We start from the raw sequence: 17,620 nt of genomic DNA on the forward strand, positions 1-17,620 counted from the left end.
ACAAACTGACGCATTATAGGCGCGATCCATAGCATCCACAAGCAAGCCCCGATTGGCCCACAAGCCAGGCGTGACAAGCCTTAGCGCCGTTTTGACCCGCCTTTTGCGGGTCTTTCGAAGTGCAAATTTCAGACATAACGGATGTCCTCTTTACCGCTTCAACGATTCCTTGACGGACCTCGTCCGATGTCCTCGATTCGCACGATGCCGTGTCCTTCGGCCGTGGTGCGCGGCACCGCTTTCCATGCGTGTCCGTAGATCACCTCGAAGGTGAGCGCGATCGTGCCGTCGGCCCGGCGGCGCGCTTCGAGCGCCGCCAGCAACGCCTTGTGCAGCCTGAGCGCGACAGCGCCGGACAATGCTTCGCGCTCGAATGGATACGCGCCCCAGCGGCGTACGTCCGCGAGCAGCGACTCGGGCGACTTGTAGGTAATGGTGAGGGTTTCCTGGTCCATCACAGGAATTTCGAAGCCGCTTTCGACCAGCATATCGCCGAGGTCATGCATGTCGACAAAGTCGATCACATGCTTGCGCGACGCCACGCCGTGCGCGGCCTCGACCTCGGCGTAAGCGCCACGCAATTCCTTGAGCGTGTCGGGGCCGAGCGTGCTGAACATCAGCAGGCCGTTCACTTTGAGCACGCGCTGCCACTCGGGGAACACGAGATCGGGCCGCGAGTGCCAATGCAGCGCGAGATTGGACCAGATGAATTCGAAGGCGCCGGAGGCGAACGGCAGCGCCGAGAAGTCGGCCTGCGCGAAGCGCGGGCCACGGGCGCCGAGCGCCTTGCCGAGCGATGCCGGCAGAAAGCGCCGCCAGCTCGTGTCGCCGGCATCGTGGTGCAACGCGCGCGTCAGCATGCCGTGCGACAGATCGGAGCCGAACACCGGCGCTTCCGGAAAGCGCTCGCGCAATGCGGGGATGTCTTCGCCCGCGCCACAACCGGCATCGAGCACGCTCGACGGCGCGACCTTGATGTAATCGAGACGCTCGCGCATGCGCTGCGCAATCTCGCGCGGCAGGAACGCAACCTCGCCGAAGGTCGCGGCGCGGCGGTCGAAAATACGCCTTAGGCGCCGGGAATCATAGGCCGGACGGCCAGATTGAGCGGAAGTTGGGGGCATGAGTATCGTGCTGGCGTGGAGCAGGAAGTATACTCGTTCGCTTCCCTGCTTTCAGCGTGAAAGGCCTTCGCGGGCGTCCACTCGTGTCATTGCGACCATTTTGCACATTTTCCGGCGGCAGTTTCACGCGTTTCGCGCGCCGTCTGAATTCGGCATTGCCGCGTGTAATGCATGCCGCATTGCCGAACCTTTGCGCGTTGTGCGGCAATATGTCGCACAAGACGTTGTGCGCCGGCTGCGACGAAGCGTACTGGAACGAGAGCCGCCTGCGCTGTGCGGTCTGTGCGGTGCCTTTGCCGGCGACGCGATGGGCGAGTCACGCACGCTATCGTTGCGCGGACTGCATTGCCGAGCCGCCGCCGTTCGATGCGACCTTCGCTCTCGCCGACTACCGCGCACCGCTCGACACGCTGGCGATCGGCCTGAAATTCCGCGCGCGTCTGATGCTCGCGCGCGAGTTCGCGCAACGCCTCGCGCGGCTCGCGCAGGACTGCCGGCAAGATGAATCCGACTGGCCCGATGTGATCGCGCCGGTGCCGCTCGCCGGCCAGCGTCTGACCGAGCGCGGCTACAACCAGGCATGGCAGATCGCCAAGCCCTTGGCCCGCGCGTTGAATGTACGCAGCGACGCCGCCTTGCTGCAGCGGGTGATCCACACCGCGCCGCAGTCGCAACTCGATCTCGACGCGCGCCGCTTGAACGTCGGCGGCGCATTCAGAGTCACGCGAGCGGTGCGCGGCCTGCACGTCGGCATCGTCGACGATGTGATGACGACCGGCGCGACGCTCGAAGCACTCGCGCGAACGCTCAAAGCCGCCGGGGCGCGGCGGGTCACCAACTTCGTCGCGCTGCGCACACCGAAAAACTAGTCTCCACGTGGTCTCACTATGTTCAATGTCGTTCTCGTAGAACCGGAAATTCCGCCGAACACCGGCAACGTGATTCGCCTGTGCGCCAACACCGGCGCCCGGCTGCATCTGATCGAGCCGCTCGGCTTTCCGCTCGACGACGCCAAGCTGCGGCGCGCCGGCCTCGACTATCACGAGTACGCGCAAATGAATGTGCATGCCGATTGGGCCGCGTTCGTCGCGAAGGAAACGCCGGACCCGGCACGCATGTTCGCCTTCACCACGCGCGGAGCGGGCCGCTTTCACGAGCATGCGTTCCAGTCGGGTGACTGGTTCGTGTTCGGCGCCGAAACGCGCGGCCTGCCCGACGCGGTGCTCGACCAGTTCGCTAACGATCAGCGCGTGCGTCTGCCGATGCGCCCGGGCAACCGCAGTCTGAATCTGTCGAATACTGTGGCGATCGTGGTGTTTGAAGCCTGGCGTCAGACCGGCTTCGACGGCGGCGCCTGATGGCGCTTCAATTCAGCTTCGTAGCGCGCGAACATCGTTTCGTCGAAGCAGGCGAACACCACCTGTTCGATTTGCGGCGTGCGCGGCAAAGTGTCGAGCACCGTGGCGAGCGCGATCCGCACCGCGTCGTCGGCTGGAAAACGGTAGACCCCGCAACTGATCGCGGGAAACGCAATGCTCTTGCAGCGCGCGTCGTGTGCCAGTTCCAGCGAGCGCCGGTAGCACGACGCGAGCAGATCGGTTTCGCCATGCGAGCCGCCTCGCCACACCGGGCCGACCGCATGAATCACGTGCCGCGCCGGCAAGCGGTAGCCGCGCGTGAGTTTCGCATCGCCCGTCGCGCAGCCACCCAGCGTTTCGCATTCACGCAGCAGATCCTTGCCGGCCGCACGATGGATTGCGCCGTCCACGCCGCCTCCGCCCAGTAGCGACGTGTTCGCCGCGTTGACGATCGCATCCACGTCGAGCGTCGTGATGTCGACCACGTGCGCTTCCAGCGTGCAGGAATTGAAAGTGAGCATGACAGCCTCGCCGATCCGAACCGTCTATGAAAACGTGGACCGCGACAAGGGGCAGCCGTTCAACGCCGATGCGCGCTAAACGGCTGAAAGACAACGCTTATTCAGCTTTGGAATCGCGCCGCAGCAGAGCGCTGACGGCGTCGCGAGGCGCTACGCCGTCGAACAGCACGGCGCAGACCGCTTGCGTGATCGGCATCTCGATCGCGTGCGCGCGTGCGATCGCGAGAACCGCTTGCGCACAACGCACGCCTTCGGCCACGTGACCCAGCCCGCCGAGAATGTCGTCGAGCGTGCGGCCCGCGGCGAGTTGCACGCCGACCGTGCGATTGCGCGATAGATCGCCGGTAGCGGTCAGGATCAGATCGCCCAGGCCGGTCAAACCGGTGAACGTTTCCGCCCGGCCGCCGAGCGTCACGCCGAGACGCGACATTTCAGCCAGCCCGCGCGTAATCAACGCTGCGCGCGCGTTCAGGCCGAGGCCGAGACCATCGGCAATGCCCGTCGCAATGGCGAGTACGTTTTTCACCGCGCCGCCCACTTCCACGCCGACGATGTCGTCGCCGGTATAAATACGCATCGCGTCATGATGAAACGCTGCGACTGTGTGCTCGCGGCACGCCGCCGACGCGCTCGCGATCGTCAGCGCAACCGGCAAGCCCTGCCCGACTTCGCGCGCGAAGCTCGGACCGGACAGCACGCCGTTGCTGCGGTGCTCCGGCAACTCGGCCGCGACCACCTGATGCGGCAGCAACTGCGAATCGGCTTCGAAACCTTTGCACAACCACACCACGTGCGCCGGCACTTTGCCCGCGTCGCGCATCGCCCGAAACAGACCGCGCAGTCCGGCCACAGGTGTAGCCACGACGCACAAGGCGTCGTCGGCGAGCGCGTGGTCGAGCGCTGCGCTCAGGTCCGCTTCGTAGCGAAGCGCCGGCGGCAAAGCAACGCCCGCCAGATAGCGGGCGTTTTCGTGCGAAGCGTGGAGGTCGGCGATGAGAGCGGGCTCGCGCGCCCACAACACCGTGTCGTGCCGTAAGGCCAGATGGCCGGCGAGGGCCGTGCCCCATGCGCCGGCGCCGAGGACCGCAACCTTCATAGCCGGCACCGCTCGCGACACCTTAGTGCGTGACGCCGTTCTGCGCCGCGCCTTCCTGACTGCCCATCTGGGCGAGACGTTGCTCGTAGAGCGCCTGGAAGTTGATTTCGGCGAGGTGGATCGGCGGGAAGCCGGCGCGGGTGATCGCGTCGGCGATATTCGAGCGCAGGTACGGGAACAGGATCGTCGGGCAGGCGATGCCGACCAGCGGATCGATCTGCTCGGCCGGAATGTTGCGGATGTCAAAAATGCCGGCCTGCTTGGCTTCGATCAGGAATGCAACCTTGTCCGACACCTTGGCCGTGACCGTGCCTGTGACCAGAATTTCGAACACGGTGTCGGCGAGGCGCTCGGCCTTCACGTCGACTTCGACTTCGACCGACGGCATTTCCTGCTCGAGGAAGATGCCCGGCGAATTCGGCTGCTCGAGCGACATGTCCTTCAGGTAGATGCGCTGGATGTTGAAGAACGGCTGGTTATTCTCGTCGGACATGATTGAGTGATTCCTGATAGGTATGCGTAGTGGCGGCGTATGATTCCATGGCCGCCAGATCGTTGCGGCGCCTCGCCCGTCCCGACAGGACAGACACGCGCCGGCTTGTGTCACCCGCCCGCCCACGCGCCCGGGGGCGCGCGAACTCAGGCGGCTTCGAGCAGCGGTGTCAAACCGCCCGCGCGATCGAGCGCGGACAGGTCATCGTACCCGCCGACATGCGTCTCGCCGATGAACACCTGCGGCACCGTGCGACGACCGGTCCGGGTCATCATCTCCTCACGACGGGCCGGGTCTTTGTCGATCAGCACCTTCTCAACGAGCTCGACGCCGCGCGACTTTAAAAGACGTTCGGCCATCTGGCAATACGGGCACACCTGGGTGCTGTACATGATCACTTTGTTCACTTGGCTGCTCCTTGTTTCACAACCGGCATACCGGCTTTCTGCCAGGCGTCGACACCGCCTTCGAGAACGTGGACTTCCGCATAGCCTGCATCCTGCACGATACGCGCTGCCTTGTTCGACTGCTGGCCGGTCTGGCACACCAGCAGCACCGGGTTGCTCTTGTTCTTCACGAGTTGCGCGACCTTCGCCTGCAACTCCGCGAATTCAAGGTGCCGTGCCGCGGGCAAATGCCCTTTGGCGTAGTCGGCGGACGAGCGTAGATCGATCACCGCCGCGTTGCGCCGGTTGATGAGTTGCGTGGCTTCAGCGGCCGACAGGCCGCCGCGGCCGCGCCGGCTGATCGTCGGCCACAGCAGCAACCCACCGGAGATGAGGACGATCGCGATCAGTACAAGGTTTGTGTAATCAGTGAAAAACTTCACGGAAAATCCGCCGAAAAAGAGAGAAATCGAAAAGGGCAATCGAGCCATTATAAAATAACCGTCTGACGCGATGGCGGCGCTCCTCTAAAGGAACCTCGCCGCTGCGCTTTACCGCTTCCTCACTACCGACCGGCAATCTCATGTACAAACTCGTTCTCATCCGCCACGGCGAATCGACGTGGAACAAGGAAAACCGCTTCACGGGCTGGGTCGACGTCGACCTCACCGAGCAGGGCAACCTTGAAGCGCAGCAAGCAGGCGCGCTGCTGAAGGACTCCGGGTACACGTTCGACATCGCCTACACGTCGGTGCTCAAGCGCGCGATCCGCACCTTGTGGCACGTGCAGGACAAGATGGATCTGATGTACCTGCCGGTCGTGCATTCGTGGCGTCTGAACGAACGCCACTATGGCGCGCTGTCGGGTCTGAACAAGGCGGAAACGGCCGCGAAGTTCGGCGACGAGCAGGTGCTGGTCTGGCGCCGCAGCTACGACACGCCGCCGCCGGCGCTGGAGCCGACGGACGAGCGCGCGCCCTACGACGATCCGCGTTATGCCAAGGTGCCGCGTGAACAACTGCCGCTCACCGAGTGCCTGAAGGACACGGTCGCACGCGTGCTGCCTCTGTGGAACGAGTCGATCGCGCCGGCCATCAAGTCGGGCCGCAAGATCGTGATCGCCGCACACGGTAACTCGATCCGCGCGCTGGTCAAGTACCTCGACGACATCTCGGACGAGGACATCGTCGGCCTGAACATTCCGAACGGCGTGCCGCTCGTCTACGAACTCGACGAGAACCTGAAGCCGCTCAAGCACTACTATCTGGGCGACCAGGACGCGATCGCCAAGGCGCAAGCCGCGGTTGCCAGCCAGGGCAAGGCAGGCTGATTCCGCCGTCGCGCCGCGGGCCGTCGCGCTGAAAACATCGCACAGCGGCGGCCCACCACCGCGCCGGCCGGCAACACGTACCGGTTGGCGCGGCCGGCCCCACGCAAGCGTGCGGTTCCACCCGCCGTTCGCGTGTTACGGGAGATTACTTCGCTCCAGTGTGCCCCATCCCACGAACCAGCTCTGGTCCGTACTGTCGAATCACGATTGTCCGCCCTGCCCCCTGACGGGGCGGGTGTGCAGTTATACTTGTCCGTCCAATCTCAACCGACGCTGCCACGCGCTTCCGACCGCAACAGACTCTATGCGAAAGAACCTGAAAAATATCGGCCTGATTGCCGCGGGCCTTGCTACCGGTGCATTTGCCACCCTGCAACTGTCCGCCTCGGCCCAGCAACCCGCTAGCGCCGTCGCACCTCTGCCGCTAGACCAGCTCAGGCTCTTTGCCGAAGTGTTCGGGCAAATCAAGCACGAATACGTCGAACCGGTCGACGACAAAAAGCTCCTCACCGCCGCGATCAAGGGCATGGTGTCGAGCCTCGACCCACACTCGTCGTATCTCGACAAGACCGATTACGAGGAACTGCAGGAGCAGACCAAGGGCCGCTTCGCAGGTCTGGGCATCGAGATTTCGTCGGAAGACGGCCTGATCAAGGTGATTTCGCCGATCGAAGACACGCCCGCGTTCCGCGCCGGCATCCGTCCGGGCGACCTGATCACGCGCATCAACGACAAGCCCGTGCGCGGCATGACGCTCGACCAGGCGGTCAAGCAGATGCGCGGCGAGCCGGGCACCAAGGTCACGCTCACGATCTTCCGCAAGACCGACGACCGCACGTTCCCGCTCACGGTCACGCGCGCGATCATCAAGGTCCAGTCGGTCAAGGCCAAGATTCTGGCGCCGGGCTTCGCGTACGTGCGCGTCACCAGCTTCCAGGAACGCACCACGCCTGATCTGGCCGCCAAGCTGCAAGACATTGCGCGTCAGGAGCCGAACCTGAAGGGTCTCATCCTCGATCTGCGCAACAACGGCGGCGGTCTGCTGCAAAGCGCGGTCGGCGTGGCCGGCGCGTTCCTGCCGCCGAATTCCGTGGTGGTGTCCACCAACGGCCAGATTCCCGATTCGAAGCAGGTCTATCGCGACACTTACGACAACTACCGCCTGCAGTCCTTCGACAACGATCCGCTGAAGGACATCCCGGCAATCTTCAAGACCGTGCCGATGGTCGTGCTGACCAACGCGTATTCGGCGTCGGCGTCGGAAATCGTCGCAGGCGCGCTGCAGGATCAGCACCGTGCGCTGATCCTCGGCAAGACCACCTTCGGCAAGGGTTCGGTGCAAACCGTGCGCCCCATGACGGCGGACACCGCGCTGCGCCTGACCACCGCGTACTACTACACGCCGAGCGGCCGTTCGATCCAGAACAAGGGCATTCGCCCCGACATTCCGGTCGATCAGTACGCGGAAGGCGATCCGGACGACGCGCTCGTGACCCGCGAAGTCGACTACTCGAATCACCTTGCGAACACGCAAGATCCGAACGAGAAGAAGGAAGCGGAGCAGCGCGAACAGGAACGCATGGACCAGTTGCGCCAGCTTGAGGAACAGAACGACAAGAAGACGCCGGAACAGCGTCAGAAGGACCGTGAGCGCAAGCCGGTGGAATTCGGTTCGAACGACGACTTCATGCTGCAACAGGCACTGGACAAGCTCGAAGGCAAGCCGGTTCAGGAATCGAAGTCTCTGACCGAGCGTCGTCTCGCGCAGAACAAGCCGGCCACGTCGGCGTCCGCGCCGGTCGCGGTGAAGCCGACGCAACCGGTTCCGGGTGCATCGGGAACGGCTCCGGCATCACCTTCGGCGCCTGCCTCGGTTCCGGCTACGCAAGGCAAGTAAGCAGCAACCCCTCCCGAGTCTTCACGGCGATCATGCCGTGAAGACTCGTCGCAGGCGCGATTAAAATAACAGCCACGAAACGCGCGCTGCAGACCACGAGTCTGCGTCCCATCGCGCGACACACTCACGCGCCCCGCCATGAATGACGATCAACTCCTCCGCTACTCCCGCCATATCCTCGTCGACGAAATCGGCATCGAGGCGCAGCAGCGCTTTATCGACGCGCACGCGATCATCGTCGGCGCGGGCGGGCTGGGTTCGCCCGCCGCGATGTATCTCGCGGCGGCAGGCGTCGGCCGCCTGACGCTGGTCGACGCCGATACGGTCGACCTGACCAACCTGCAGCGGCAGATCCTGCATGTGAGCGCGTCGGTCGGGCGCCGGAAGGTGGACTCCGGACGCGACGCGATTGCGCAGATCAATCCCGAGGTGGTGGTGAACGCGGTGGCCGAGCGCGTCGACGATGCCTGGCTCGATCGCGAGGTGCCCCATGCGACCGTCGTGCTCGATTGCACCGACAACTTCGCGACACGCCACGCGATCAACCGCGCGTGCGTGAAGCATCGCGTGCCGCTGGTATCGGGCGCGGCGTTGCGTTTCGACGGCCAGATCAGCACGTTCGATTTCCGCGACGAAGCGTCACCCTGCTACGCGTGCGTGTTTCCCGAAGACCAGCCGTTCGAAGAAGTCGCGTGCTCGACGATGGGTGTGTTCGCACCGGCTGTCGGCATCATCGGCTCGATGCAGGCCGCTGAAGCGCTCAAGGTAATTGGGGAAATCGGCACGCCGTTGCGGGGCCGTCTGATGATGCTCGATTCGCTGCGGATGGAATGGAACACGATGCGCGTTGGGCGCCAGCCGGATTGCCCGGTGTGTGGCCAGCCGCATCGGTCTTGATGCCTGCGCTGAAGCAACGCTGAACGGAAAACGCCGCACACAAGTGCGGCGTTTCTCATTGGGACACGCGCCCGGCTAGCTGACGCCTCAGGCCTCCGCGACTCGCTTGAGTGCGGCCTGCACCTCTTCCGGTTCGAAAGAAGCGAGCACATCGGCCACCGGTTTTTCCAGCGTCTTCAAATGCGAACGCAGCACCTCCTGCTTGACCACCAGCAACTGGCTCGGATGCATCGAAAACTCGGTCAAGCCCATGCCGAGCAACAGACGCGTCAACGCCGGATCCCCCGCCATCTCGCCGCACACCGACACCGGCACGCCCGCGCGTTTCGCCTCGCGCAGCGTGAAGGCGATCAGATGCAGCACCGCCGGATGCAACGGGTCGTACAGATGCGCCACCGAGTTGTCCGCGCGGTCGATCGCCAGCGTGTACTGGATCAGGTCGTTGGTGCCGATCGACAGGAAATCGAGCCGCTTCAGGAACAGCGGCAACGCGATGGCGGCAGCCGGAATCTCGATCATCGCGCCCACCTGCACGTTCGGATCGTAGGTAATTCCCGCGTCGTCCAGTTGACGCTTGGCTTCGCGAATCAGATCGAGCGTCTGGTCGATTTCCTGCGCATGCGCGAGCATCGGAATCAGAATCTTCACCTTGCCGAACGCCGACGCGCGCAGAATTGCCCGCAATTGCGTGAGGAACATCTGCGGCTCCGACAGGCTCCAGCGAATCGCCCTGAGCCCCAACGCGGGATTCGCGGCGGTCTCGTAGCCGTCGCCACCGCCCATCGAATCGAGCGGCTTGTCGGCGCCGACGTCGATCGTGCGGATCGTGACCGGCAACCCGTTCATCAACTCGACCGCCCGACGGTACGCGTCGAACTGCTCTTCCTCTTCGGGCAGGCGGTCCTTGTGATTCATGAACAGAAACTCGGTACGAAACAGGCCGACGCCGGTCGCCCCCGAGTTGACCGCCGCGCGCGCGTCGTCCGGCAGTTCGATGTTCGCGCACAACTCGATGCGGGTACCGCACAGCGTTTGCGTCGGCGAGAATTTCAGGCGCTGCAGCTTGCGCTGTTCCAGTTCCTTTTCACTTTGACGGTACGAGTATTCCTCGAGCACGATCGGCGCGGGATCGACGATCACGATGCCGTGATCGCCGTCGACAATGATCAGGTCGTCCTGACGGATCAACGCGCTAGCATGCTGCACGCCGACCGCGGCCGGAATGCCCAGGCTGCGCGCGACGATCGCCGTATGCGACGTGCGGCCGCCGAGATCCGTGACGAAGCCCTGAAACGTCTGCGTCTTGAACTGCATCATGTCGGCGGGTGCGATGTCGTGCGCGACCACGATCATCTCGTTGCATGCACCGTGCACGCCATCCCCGAGCGTAGCCGACGCCCCCGCGAGCGCCTTCAGCACGCGCTCCACCACTTGCTCGATGTCGGCTTTGCGCTCGCGCAGATATTCGTCTTCGATATCGTCGAAATGGCGCGACAGTCGCTCCAGCTGTTCGGTCAGCGCCCACTCCACGTTGTAGCGGCGCGTGCGGATCAGGTCGATGGTCTCCTGCACGAGCATCGCGTCGTTCAGGATCATTGAATGAACGTCGATGAATGCGCCCATTTCGCTCGGCGCGTCCGCGGCGAGATCGGCGCGCAGCGTATCGAGCTCCCGATGCACGTGTTGCTGGGCCGCGCGAAAGCGCTCCACCTCCCCTTCGATCTGGGCGGGTTCGATCAGATAGTGGTCTACGTCAAGTGCGGCCGGGGCGATCAGATAAGCCCGCCCGATGGCGATACCGCGTGACACGGGAATTCCATGCAGCGTGAAGGACACGCGCACCTCCTCTAGTTGTGTGATGCCGCGGCAAACCGCTGCAATGCTCTCAGACTGTCGTCGTCATTATAAATTCCGCGCCCTCCGCGGGGACGTCACGGGTGTGTGCAGCGCAGCACGAATTGATGTAATCGACACGACAACCCGCCTTCGGTAGTTTTTCGTTCCGGCGACATACGTCATGTACTCAAGCTGCGATTGTCGCGCGCTAAAAAAAACGCCGCGGACAGCCGCGGCGTTGGTGCTAGTTACAACGTGCACACGCGACTTCACTGACCCTCGCCGAATTTATCGGCAATCAGTTTCAACAATGCGTCCATCGCTTCTTTTTCGTCGGCGCCTTCAGTTTCGATCAGCACCGTGCTGCCGATGCCCGCGGCCAGCATCATCACACCCATGATGCTCTTGGCATTGATGCGGCGGCCATTACGGCTCATCCAGATTTCCGCCTGGTAGTTGCCCGCTAGTTGCGTCAACTTGGCCGACGCGCGCGCGTGCAACCCCAGCTTGTTCACAATAGTCGTTTCCTGTTGCAGCATGTGATGTCCAGAACGCGGGTAAATATGTTGTGAAGGTGAAACTGCAAACCAGTTGCAATGCCTTTGAAGCCCTAAGCGACGCGCGGCCCGCTTACAAACCGGCCGCGTCGGTTTTCTGGGTCAGGTCGGCGTCGGGCGGCAATGCGGGCAGACAGTCGCCGGGCGCAGCATCCGGCGGCAACGCTGGCGAGCAATCGCAGGAAGTAGGCGCAGACGTGTCGGGCGCCGGCGTAGCGGGTCCGATGGCATGCACGCCCTTGGTCGCGCCGGCGAGCGCCTTGTCGACCAGCGTGTCGAGCGGCGTCGCGCGATAACACACCGCGCGCACCAGCATCGGCAAGTTGACGCCGCACAGCACGCGCACATTCGGCACAGTGGCGAGCCGGCCCGCGATATTCGCGGGCGTCGCGCCGAACATATCCGTGAGCACGAGCGCGCCGTTCTCTTCCTTCAGCCGCTCGATTTCCGAATGAGCGAACGCAACCATTTCCGTAGGTTCGCAATCGGGCGAAACGTCGATCACGCCGATACGAGCCGGCAAGCCACCATAGATATGCGAAATACAATCGCGCAACGCGGTGGCAAAGGGAGTGTGCGCAATGATCAGAATGCCTGCCATGTCAGCCTTACTGCAAAAGAACGGCCTCGAACCGTGGACCGGGACGAAGCCCGATTCGTCAGCGCTCTCGACCGGCCGTGGATCATGAGAGCCGGAACGCACCATTTGACGAGCGACTGCCGACGCATGACGCGATGCCCGCGCCGGCGAACCCCTGCTCGCTCATCTTCCGCAATCCGTGCCGACGACGCCCGCCAAAGGGCATCGATCCGGCTTGGCGCGGAAGAGCGGGCATTGTATCAGGCTCATTTTCCCGCCAAATCCGGCGCCGCGCTCGCTGCGGATTGACTGGATCTACCACACAGGTTGGGGGCCCCGGCGGGCATTCAAGGGCCGCGCGTCAGGCTGCCGCGCGCTCCAGCGCGTCGATGAACATCGCGGCCACGTCGAAGCCGGTCTGGTCCATGATCTCGCGGAAACACGTCGGGCTCGTCACGTTGACTTCGGTCAGCCAGTCGCCGATCGCATCCAGCCCGACCAGCAACAGACCGCGCGCGGCGAGCACCGGCGCGAGCGTATCGGCGATCTTGCGATCATGCTCGGTGAGCGGGCGCGCGACGCCCAGCCCGCCGGCCGCAAGATTGCCGCGCACTTCATTCCCCTGAGGAATACGCGCGAGCGAATACGGCACGGCTTCGCCGCCGATCAGCAAAATGCGCTTGTCGCCCTCCTTGATCTCGGGGATGAACTTCTGCGCCATCACCGAACGCGCGCCGTCATGGCTCAACATTTCGATGATCGAGCCAAGGTTCATGCCGTCGGCCTTCACGCGGAACACGCCCATGCCGCCCATGCCGTCGAGCGGCTTGAGGATCACGTCACCGTGCTGCTCATGGAATGCGCGCAAACGGCTCGTGTCGCGCGTGACCAGCGTGGGCGTGACGAATTGCGCGAACTCGCCGATCGCCAGCTTCTCCGAATGATCGCGAATCGCCTGCGGCTTGTTGACGATGCGCGCGCCGCCACGCTCGGCCAGTTCGAGCAGCCACGTCGACGTCACATATTCCATGTCGAACGGCGGGTCCTTGCGCATCACCACCGCGTTGAAGCTGTTCAACGCGCGCGGCGCGGCGGGGTCAGCCGCGTACCAGACTTCGCGATGCAGATCGGTCACGTCGCCGACGATCGCCACACGCTGCACGTTCGCTTCGACGTCGCCGCCCGTCCACGCCAGATGCTTCGGCTCGCACGTGTACACCACGTGGCCGCGGCGCGCCGCTTCCGCGATCATCGAGTAGGTCGAGTCTTTGTAGATCTTGAATTGCGTGAGCGGATCGGCGATGAAAAGAATATCCATGAAGGTTCCGGTGCGCCCTGACGGGCTTGGCATTGATCGTAAATATAGTCGTTGAAAATGACGACGGCGGCACGGATGCCGCCATCGACCACCTCGGGTGGCTTAGACCTGGATCGCTTCCGGATCGGTTTTTTCCAGTTCGACCGATGCGGCCAGCAGTCCGAGCCGCGCCACCACGCCGTACATGTAGAAGCGGTTCGGCGGCGCCGCGCCGGGCTTGGCGTGCGCGTCCGGCAGCGCCGTATGCTCGAAGCCGAGCGGGACGAAGTGCATGCCGGGCGCGTTCAGGTTCTGGTCGCGCTCGCGGCTGCCGTGCACGCGGTAGAAGCCGCCCACCACATAGCGGTCGATCATGTAGACGACCGGTTCGGCGACTTCTTCACCGATGCGCTCGAAGGTGTACACGCCTTCCTGCACGATCACGTCGTGAACTTCGAGGCCGTCCTTGGTGGCCGCCATCTTCGCGCGTTCGCGCTTGGTGAGCGCGGCCACTTCGGATGCGTCGTGCACGGTCATCACACCCATGCCATAGGTGCCCGCGTCCGACTTGATGACGACATAAGGTTTCTCGGAGATGCCGTACTCGCGATACTTCTTGGCGATCTTCTTGAGGACGCCGTCGATCGCATCGGCCAGCGCCTGCTCGCCGGTGCGCTCCTGGAAATCGACGCCTTCGACGTGCGCGAAGTACGGATTGATCATCCAGGGATCGATCTCGACCATCTTCGCGAACTTCTTCGCGACGTCGTCATAACAGGAGAAATGCGTCGATTTGCGGCGCACCGCCCAACCCGCATGCAACGGCGGCAGCAGGTACTGCTCGTGCAGATTTTCGAGCACGGGCGGAATGCCGCCCGACAGATCGTTGTTCAGCAGGATCGAGCACGGGTCGAAATTCTTCAGGCCGAGGCGCCGCTGCGAACGTTCGAGCGGTTCGAGCACGAGCTTCTGGCCGTCCGACAGCGCGATCGTGACCGGACCATTGATGCTTTCGTCGAGCGTGCCGAAACGCACGTTCAAACCGGCCTGGCGCATGATCGCGGCCAGCCGGGCGACGTTTTCCAGGTAAAAAGCGTTGCGCGTATGGCGCTCGGGAATCACCAGCAGGTTCTTCGCGTCCGGGCAGATCTTCTCGATCGACGCCATCGCGGCCTGCACGGCGAGCGGTAATACTTCCTGCGGCAAATTGTTGAATGCGCCGGGGAACAGATTGGTGTCGACCGGCGCGAGCTTGAAACCAGCGTTACGCAGATCCACGGAACAGTAGAACGGCGGCGTGTGCTCCTGCCATTCGAGCCGGAACCAGCGTTCGATGGCGGGTGTGGCGTCGAGGATCTTCCGCTCGAGATCGAGCAGCGGGCCGTTTAACGCCGTAACTAGGTGCGGAACCATTGATCACTCGCAGACTGGAGAAAAAAGATTGTAGAGCAAATGCTTTGTCCATTTGGGGACGGTTTCTCCATTCGCAAGCGGACGCGAATGCATTCTCGCTATGGCGATGATAGGCAGGAAAATCTGCCGCTTGCAAGAGAGCGAGCAAGAAAAAAGCCCGCCATGAAGGCGGGCCAAATCGCTGTGCTTACACCGTGATCCAGCGAGCCCGGGAGCGCGGGCTCGCGGAGCGTTCCTTATTCGACGTGCTCGCCGTGCAGGCTCACGTCCAGGCCTTCGCGCTCCTGTTCTTCCGTCACGCGGATGCCCATCACCATATCGATGACCTTCAGCAGGATGAAACTCACGACGCCGCTGTAGATCAGCGTGGTCAGCACGCCTTTGGCCTGCAGGACGATGCTGCCGTCCGCGCCGCCGATGTCCTTGACCGCGAACACGCCGGTCAGCAGCGCACCCACGATCCCGCCGATGCAGTGCACGCCGAACGCGTCGAGCGAATCGTCGTAACCGAGCTTGTGCTTGAGCCACGTTGCCGACCAGAAGCAGACCACGCCGGCCACGATACCGATCACCAGCGAACCCGCCATACCGACGAAGCCCGAAGCTGGCGTAATCGCCACCAGACCTGCAACGGCACCCGACACGATACCGAGTACCGACGGCTTACCCTTGGTTGCCCATTCGGCGAACATCCAGGCGAGCGCAGCTGCTGCGGTTGCCACTTGCGTTGCGAACATTGCGAAGCCGGCACGGCCGTCTGCCGCCACTGCCGAACCCGCGTTGAAGCCAAACCAGCCCACCCACAGCATGGCGCCACCGATCAGCGTGAGCGTCAGGTTGTGCGGCGCCATCGCTTCCTTGCCGTAGCCGACACGTTTGCCGAGCACCAGCGCGCAGACCAGCGCCGCAATGCCGGCGTTGATGTGCACCACCGTGCCGCCCGCGAAGTCGAGGATGCCCGCGCTAGCCAGCCAGCCGGTCGGTTCCCAGACCATGTGCGCGATCGGCGAGTAGACGATGATCGACCACAGCGTCATGAACACCAGCATCGCCGAGAACTTCATACGATCGGCAAACGCGCCCGTGATCAGTGCCGGGGTAATGATTGCGAACGTCATCTGATAGACGACGTAGACCGTTTCCGGGATCGTCGGTGCGAGGTGGCTGACGGTCAGCGTCGTGGCCTTGTCGCCCTTGATGTAGTTCATGCCCGCCATGAAGAAGCGCGAGAAGCCACCGATGAACGAGTTACCCGGCGTGAAAGCGAGGCTGTAGCCCACCACGACCCAGACGATCGACACAAGGCAGGTGATCGCGAAGCTTTGCATCAGGATCGCGAGCACGCTCTTCTTGCGGACCATGCCGCCGTAGAACAGCGCCAGACCCGGGATCGTCATGAACAGCACGAGCGCGGTGGAGGTCAGCATCCAGGCGGTGTCACCCGAATTGATCTTCGACGAATCGACCGAGAACGGCGCGGTCGGCGCGGCTGGTGCCGCTTCCGACGCAGCAGGCGCGCTGGCAGCCGCAGCGGCGGAAGCGTCAGCGGCCGGCGCCGAAGCGGCGGGCGCAGCCGATGCGTCCGGCGCCGGCGCGCTGGCCGTCGTGTCGGGAGCCGAGGCTGCTGCGGGAGCGGAAGCGTCGTCCGCGAGCGCGGCGCCCATACCGCCCGCGAGCAGCGAACCGGCCATCAGCAGGGACATCAATAATTTGCGCATCTTTCGTTTCCTCTTATCGCTATCTGTGTCGCAATCTTTTCGTATTACAGAGCGTCCGCGCCGGTCTCGCCGGTGCGAATCCGAACCACTTGTTCGATCGGCGTGACGAAGATCTTGCCGTCGCCGATCTTGCCGGTGCGTGCCGCGCGTTCAAGCGCTTCGATCGCCTGGTCGACGATGTCGTCCGAGACCGCGGCCTCGATCTTCACCTTCGGCAGGAAGTCGACGACGTATTCAGCACCCCGGTACAGCTCCGTGTGGCCCTTCTGCCGGCCGAAACCTTTGACTTCCGTCACGGTGATGCCCGACACGCCGATGGCCGACAAGGCTTCGCGCGCCTCATCGAGCTTGAACGGCTTGATGATTGCGGTGATGAGTTTCATGAAATCCCTCGCTAAGTTGCGTAACCCGTTGCGTAACCCGATTGCGTACCCATAACCCGTTCGCGTGGTCTCGTTTCACTGCCGGGAAAGCTTCCGACAGTGCGCGCGGGGCAGTAACAGCAACTCGCATGCCATGTTGTGTCAGACTGCGCCCCGCGCGCTTCGCACAAGGGGCGCAAGCTGCCCTGGCCGGATGGCTAACGGTGGCCACGCGCGGTGGCGCGGCGTATGGATCGTTGCTAGAGTGTCCGAAGGGTTTGAACGCAGACGCGCGCACCAAAGGCGCTCATGCGGCAGCGGCGCGCAACAGAGCACGCACCAAGACAGCCCATGCACGGCGGCCAAGCACAGGCGCAACGAAAAATGCACATTTTTTGTGCACAAAGGGGAACACCATGAAACAACCGAACGATGTTTTTAACGACTTTCAGGCTCGCATGAGCGAGCTGTTCAAGAACTCGCCGGCCAAAGATGTCGAACGCAACGTCAAAGCCATGCTGTCGCAGGGCTTTTCGAAACTCGATCTGGTCACGCGCGAGGAATTCGATACGCAGACTCAGGTGCTGGTGCGCACCCGCGCGCGGCTCGAAGAACTGGAGCGCCGCGTCGCCGAACTCGAACAGAAGCTGCCGGTCACCACGCAAACGCCGTAAGCACGCGTTGCTCGCAGCGCACTAGCTGCGTAGTGCTGCACATCACAGGCAAGCGAGCCGTGACGTCATCAGCGTTTTAGG

General features: G+C 63.4%; 20 protein-coding genes. 6 read left to right on the forward strand and 14 right to left on the reverse strand.

Features of this window, described 5'->3' with window-relative positions; genetic code table 11:
* Positions 1-158: 158 nt before the first annotated feature.
* A complete protein-coding gene (locus P0D89_RS07080; protein ID WP_408354236.1) occupies positions 159-1,124 on the reverse strand; it encodes a methyltransferase domain-containing protein in 966 nt (321 codons plus the stop codon).
* A 167-nt stretch (positions 1,125-1,291) separates the two neighbouring features.
* Between P0D89_RS07080 and P0D89_RS07085 the strand changes: the two genes are divergently transcribed.
* Together P0D89_RS07085 and trmL are read left to right on the forward strand one after the other, a co-directional pair.
* On the forward strand, positions 1,292-1,993 hold the full coding sequence (locus tag P0D89_RS07085) for a ComFC family protein (protein WP_408376332.1): 702 nt from the start codon (positions 1,292-1,294) through the stop codon (positions 1,991-1,993).
* An 18-nt stretch (positions 1,994-2,011) separates the two neighbouring features.
* On the forward strand, positions 2,012-2,482 hold the full coding sequence (gene trmL / locus P0D89_RS07090; RefSeq protein WP_408376280.1) for a tRNA (uridine(34)/cytosine(34)/5-carboxymethylaminomethyluridine(34)-2'-O)-methyltransferase TrmL: 471 nt from the start codon (positions 2,012-2,014) through the stop codon (positions 2,480-2,482).
* Here trmL and P0D89_RS07095 read toward each other — a convergent pair.
* The 6 genes from P0D89_RS07095 to P0D89_RS07120 all read right to left on the reverse strand — a co-directional run bounded on the left by P0D89_RS07095 (position 2,455) and on the right by P0D89_RS07120 (position 5,563).
* A complete protein-coding gene (locus P0D89_RS07095; protein WP_408376281.1) occupies positions 2,455-3,003 on the reverse strand; it encodes an O-acetyl-ADP-ribose deacetylase in 549 nt (182 codons plus the stop codon). The genes trmL and P0D89_RS07095 overlap by 28 nt on opposite strands.
* Before the next feature lie 97 nt (positions 3,004-3,100).
* A complete protein-coding gene (locus P0D89_RS07100) occupies positions 3,101-4,099 on the reverse strand; it encodes an NAD(P)H-dependent glycerol-3-phosphate dehydrogenase (protein ID WP_408376282.1) in 999 nt (332 codons plus the stop codon).
* A 22-nt stretch (positions 4,100-4,121) separates the two neighbouring features.
* Positions 4,122-4,592: a protein-export chaperone SecB gene (gene secB, locus P0D89_RS07105; protein ID WP_074762880.1), complete on the reverse strand. Its 471-nt coding sequence runs from the start codon at positions 4,590-4,592 to the stop codon at positions 4,122-4,124.
* Between the two features lie 146 nt (positions 4,593-4,738).
* The gene (gene grxC / locus P0D89_RS07110) at positions 4,739-4,999 is read right to left on the reverse strand and encodes a glutaredoxin 3 (protein WP_018419298.1); all 261 of its coding nucleotides are present in this window, start codon (positions 4,997-4,999) and stop codon (positions 4,739-4,741) included.
* Positions 4,996-5,421, reverse strand: a complete 426-nt coding sequence (locus P0D89_RS07115) for a rhodanese-like domain-containing protein (RefSeq protein WP_408298575.1) — start codon at positions 5,419-5,421, stop codon at positions 4,996-4,998. Before P0D89_RS07115 ends, grxC begins: the two co-directional genes overlap by 4 nt.
* Positions 5,405-5,563 (reverse strand): hypothetical protein, encoded by a 159-nt coding sequence (locus P0D89_RS07120; RefSeq protein WP_408376283.1) that lies wholly within the window; start codon positions 5,561-5,563, stop codon positions 5,405-5,407. The genes P0D89_RS07115 and P0D89_RS07120 overlap by 17 nt, the downstream gene beginning before the upstream one ends.
* Here P0D89_RS07120 and gpmA point away from each other — a divergent pair.
* The 3 genes from gpmA (at position 5,562) to P0D89_RS07135 (ending at position 9,102) form a co-directional block, all read left to right on the forward strand.
* Positions 5,562-6,308: a 2,3-diphosphoglycerate-dependent phosphoglycerate mutase gene (gene gpmA, locus P0D89_RS07125; protein ID WP_408354250.1), complete on the forward strand. Its 747-nt coding sequence runs from the start codon at positions 5,562-5,564 to the stop codon at positions 6,306-6,308. The genes P0D89_RS07120 and gpmA overlap by 2 nt on opposite strands.
* Before the next feature lie 304 nt (positions 6,309-6,612).
* On the forward strand, positions 6,613-8,205 hold the full coding sequence (locus P0D89_RS07130) for a S41 family peptidase (protein ID WP_408354253.1): 1,593 nt from the start codon (positions 6,613-6,615) through the stop codon (positions 8,203-8,205).
* Positions 8,206-8,343: 138 nt separating this feature from the next.
* Complete coding sequence (locus P0D89_RS07135) at positions 8,344-9,102, forward strand: HesA/MoeB/ThiF family protein (protein WP_408376284.1); 759 nt, start codon at positions 8,344-8,346, stop codon at positions 9,100-9,102.
* Between the two features lie 87 nt (positions 9,103-9,189).
* On the opposite strand, the gene ptsP is transcribed toward P0D89_RS07135, so the two are convergent.
* The 7 genes from ptsP to P0D89_RS07170 form a co-directional block, all read right to left on the reverse strand.
* The gene (gene ptsP / locus P0D89_RS07140) at positions 9,190-10,938 is read right to left on the reverse strand and encodes a phosphoenolpyruvate--protein phosphotransferase (RefSeq protein ID WP_408354259.1); all 1,749 of its coding nucleotides are present in this window, start codon (positions 10,936-10,938) and stop codon (positions 9,190-9,192) included.
* A 269-nt stretch (positions 10,939-11,207) separates the two neighbouring features.
* The gene (locus P0D89_RS07145) at positions 11,208-11,477 is read right to left on the reverse strand and encodes an HPr family phosphocarrier protein (RefSeq protein WP_007179472.1); all 270 of its coding nucleotides are present in this window, start codon (positions 11,475-11,477) and stop codon (positions 11,208-11,210) included.
* 91 nt (positions 11,478-11,568) lie between these two features.
* Positions 11,569-12,096: a PTS sugar transporter subunit IIA gene (locus P0D89_RS07150; RefSeq protein ID WP_408354262.1), complete on the reverse strand. Its 528-nt coding sequence runs from the start codon at positions 12,094-12,096 to the stop codon at positions 11,569-11,571.
* Between the two features lie 340 nt (positions 12,097-12,436).
* Positions 12,437-13,393 (reverse strand): glutathione synthase, encoded by a 957-nt coding sequence (gene gshB, locus P0D89_RS07155; RefSeq protein WP_408376285.1) that lies wholly within the window; start codon positions 13,391-13,393, stop codon positions 12,437-12,439.
* Between the two features lie 102 nt (positions 13,394-13,495).
* Positions 13,496-14,785, reverse strand: coding sequence for a glutamate--cysteine ligase (gene gshA, locus P0D89_RS07160; RefSeq protein WP_006048087.1), 1,290 nt, complete (start codon positions 14,783-14,785; stop codon positions 13,496-13,498).
* Between the two features lie 236 nt (positions 14,786-15,021).
* The gene (locus P0D89_RS07165) at positions 15,022-16,503 is read right to left on the reverse strand and encodes an ammonium transporter (protein ID WP_408354269.1); all 1,482 of its coding nucleotides are present in this window, start codon (positions 16,501-16,503) and stop codon (positions 15,022-15,024) included.
* Between the two features lie 44 nt (positions 16,504-16,547).
* Positions 16,548-16,886 carry a P-II family nitrogen regulator gene (locus P0D89_RS07170; RefSeq protein ID WP_013088261.1) on the reverse strand — a complete coding sequence of 113 codons (339 nt, stop codon included), beginning with the start codon at positions 16,884-16,886 and terminating at the stop codon, positions 16,548-16,550.
* Positions 16,887-17,281: 395 nt separating this feature from the next.
* Here P0D89_RS07170 and P0D89_RS07175 point away from each other — a divergent pair, with 395 nt between their 5' ends.
* On the forward strand, positions 17,282-17,539 hold the full coding sequence (locus P0D89_RS07175; RefSeq protein WP_154564624.1) for an accessory factor UbiK family protein: 258 nt from the start codon (positions 17,282-17,284) through the stop codon (positions 17,537-17,539).
* The last annotated feature ends 81 nt before the right edge of the window (positions 17,540-17,620 follow it).

Source organism: Paraburkholderia sp. RL18-085-BIA-A (assembly GCF_046027075.1).
In the GTDB taxonomy this organism is placed as follows: Bacteria; Pseudomonadota; Gammaproteobacteria; order Burkholderiales; family Burkholderiaceae; genus Paraburkholderia.

What these genes read in the sequence shown, in the direction of transcription:
- secB (WP_074762880.1), bottom strand. Translation starts at nt 4,592, where the DNA reads ATGTCCGACGAGAATAACCAGCCGTTCTTCAACATCCAGCGCATCTAC.
- trmL (WP_408376280.1), top strand. Translation starts at nt 2,012, where the DNA reads ATGTTCAATGTCGTTCTCGTAGAACCGGAAATTCCGCCGAACACCGGC.
- gshB (WP_408376285.1), bottom strand. Translation starts at nt 13,393, where the DNA reads ATGGATATTCTTTTCATCGCCGATCCGCTCACGCAATTCAAGATCTAC.
- P0D89_RS07100 (WP_408376282.1), bottom strand. Translation starts at nt 4,099, where the DNA reads ATGAAGGTTGCGGTCCTCGGCGCCGGCGCATGGGGCACGGCCCTCGCC.
- P0D89_RS07080 (WP_408354236.1), bottom strand. Translation starts at nt 1,124, where the DNA reads ATGCCCCCAACTTCCGCTCAATCTGGCCGTCCGGCCTATGATTCCCGG.
- gshA (WP_006048087.1), bottom strand. Translation starts at nt 14,785, where the DNA reads ATGGTTCCGCACCTAGTTACGGCGTTAAACGGCCCGCTGCTCGATCTC.
- P0D89_RS07145 (WP_007179472.1), bottom strand. Translation starts at nt 11,477, where the DNA reads ATGCTGCAACAGGAAACGACTATTGTGAACAAGCTGGGGTTGCACGCG.
- P0D89_RS07085 (WP_408376332.1), top strand. Translation starts at nt 1,292, where the DNA reads ATGCATGCCGCATTGCCGAACCTTTGCGCGTTGTGCGGCAATATGTCG.
- P0D89_RS07165 (WP_408354269.1), bottom strand. Translation starts at nt 16,503, where the DNA reads ATGCGCAAATTATTGATGTCCCTGCTGATGGCCGGTTCGCTGCTCGCG.
- gpmA (WP_408354250.1), top strand. Translation starts at nt 5,562, where the DNA reads ATGTACAAACTCGTTCTCATCCGCCACGGCGAATCGACGTGGAACAAG.
- P0D89_RS07175 (WP_154564624.1), top strand. Translation starts at nt 17,282, where the DNA reads ATGAAACAACCGAACGATGTTTTTAACGACTTTCAGGCTCGCATGAGC.
- P0D89_RS07150 (WP_408354262.1), bottom strand. Translation starts at nt 12,096, where the DNA reads ATGGCAGGCATTCTGATCATTGCGCACACTCCCTTTGCCACCGCGTTG.
- P0D89_RS07095 (WP_408376281.1), bottom strand. Translation starts at nt 3,003, where the DNA reads ATGCTCACTTTCAATTCCTGCACGCTGGAAGCGCACGTGGTCGACATC.
- P0D89_RS07130 (WP_408354253.1), top strand. Translation starts at nt 6,613, where the DNA reads ATGCGAAAGAACCTGAAAAATATCGGCCTGATTGCCGCGGGCCTTGCT.
- P0D89_RS07120 (WP_408376283.1), bottom strand. Translation starts at nt 5,563, where the DNA reads ATGAGATTGCCGGTCGGTAGTGAGGAAGCGGTAAAGCGCAGCGGCGAG.
- P0D89_RS07170 (WP_013088261.1), bottom strand. Translation starts at nt 16,886, where the DNA reads ATGAAACTCATCACCGCAATCATCAAGCCGTTCAAGCTCGATGAGGCG.
- P0D89_RS07135 (WP_408376284.1), top strand. Translation starts at nt 8,344, where the DNA reads ATGAATGACGATCAACTCCTCCGCTACTCCCGCCATATCCTCGTCGAC.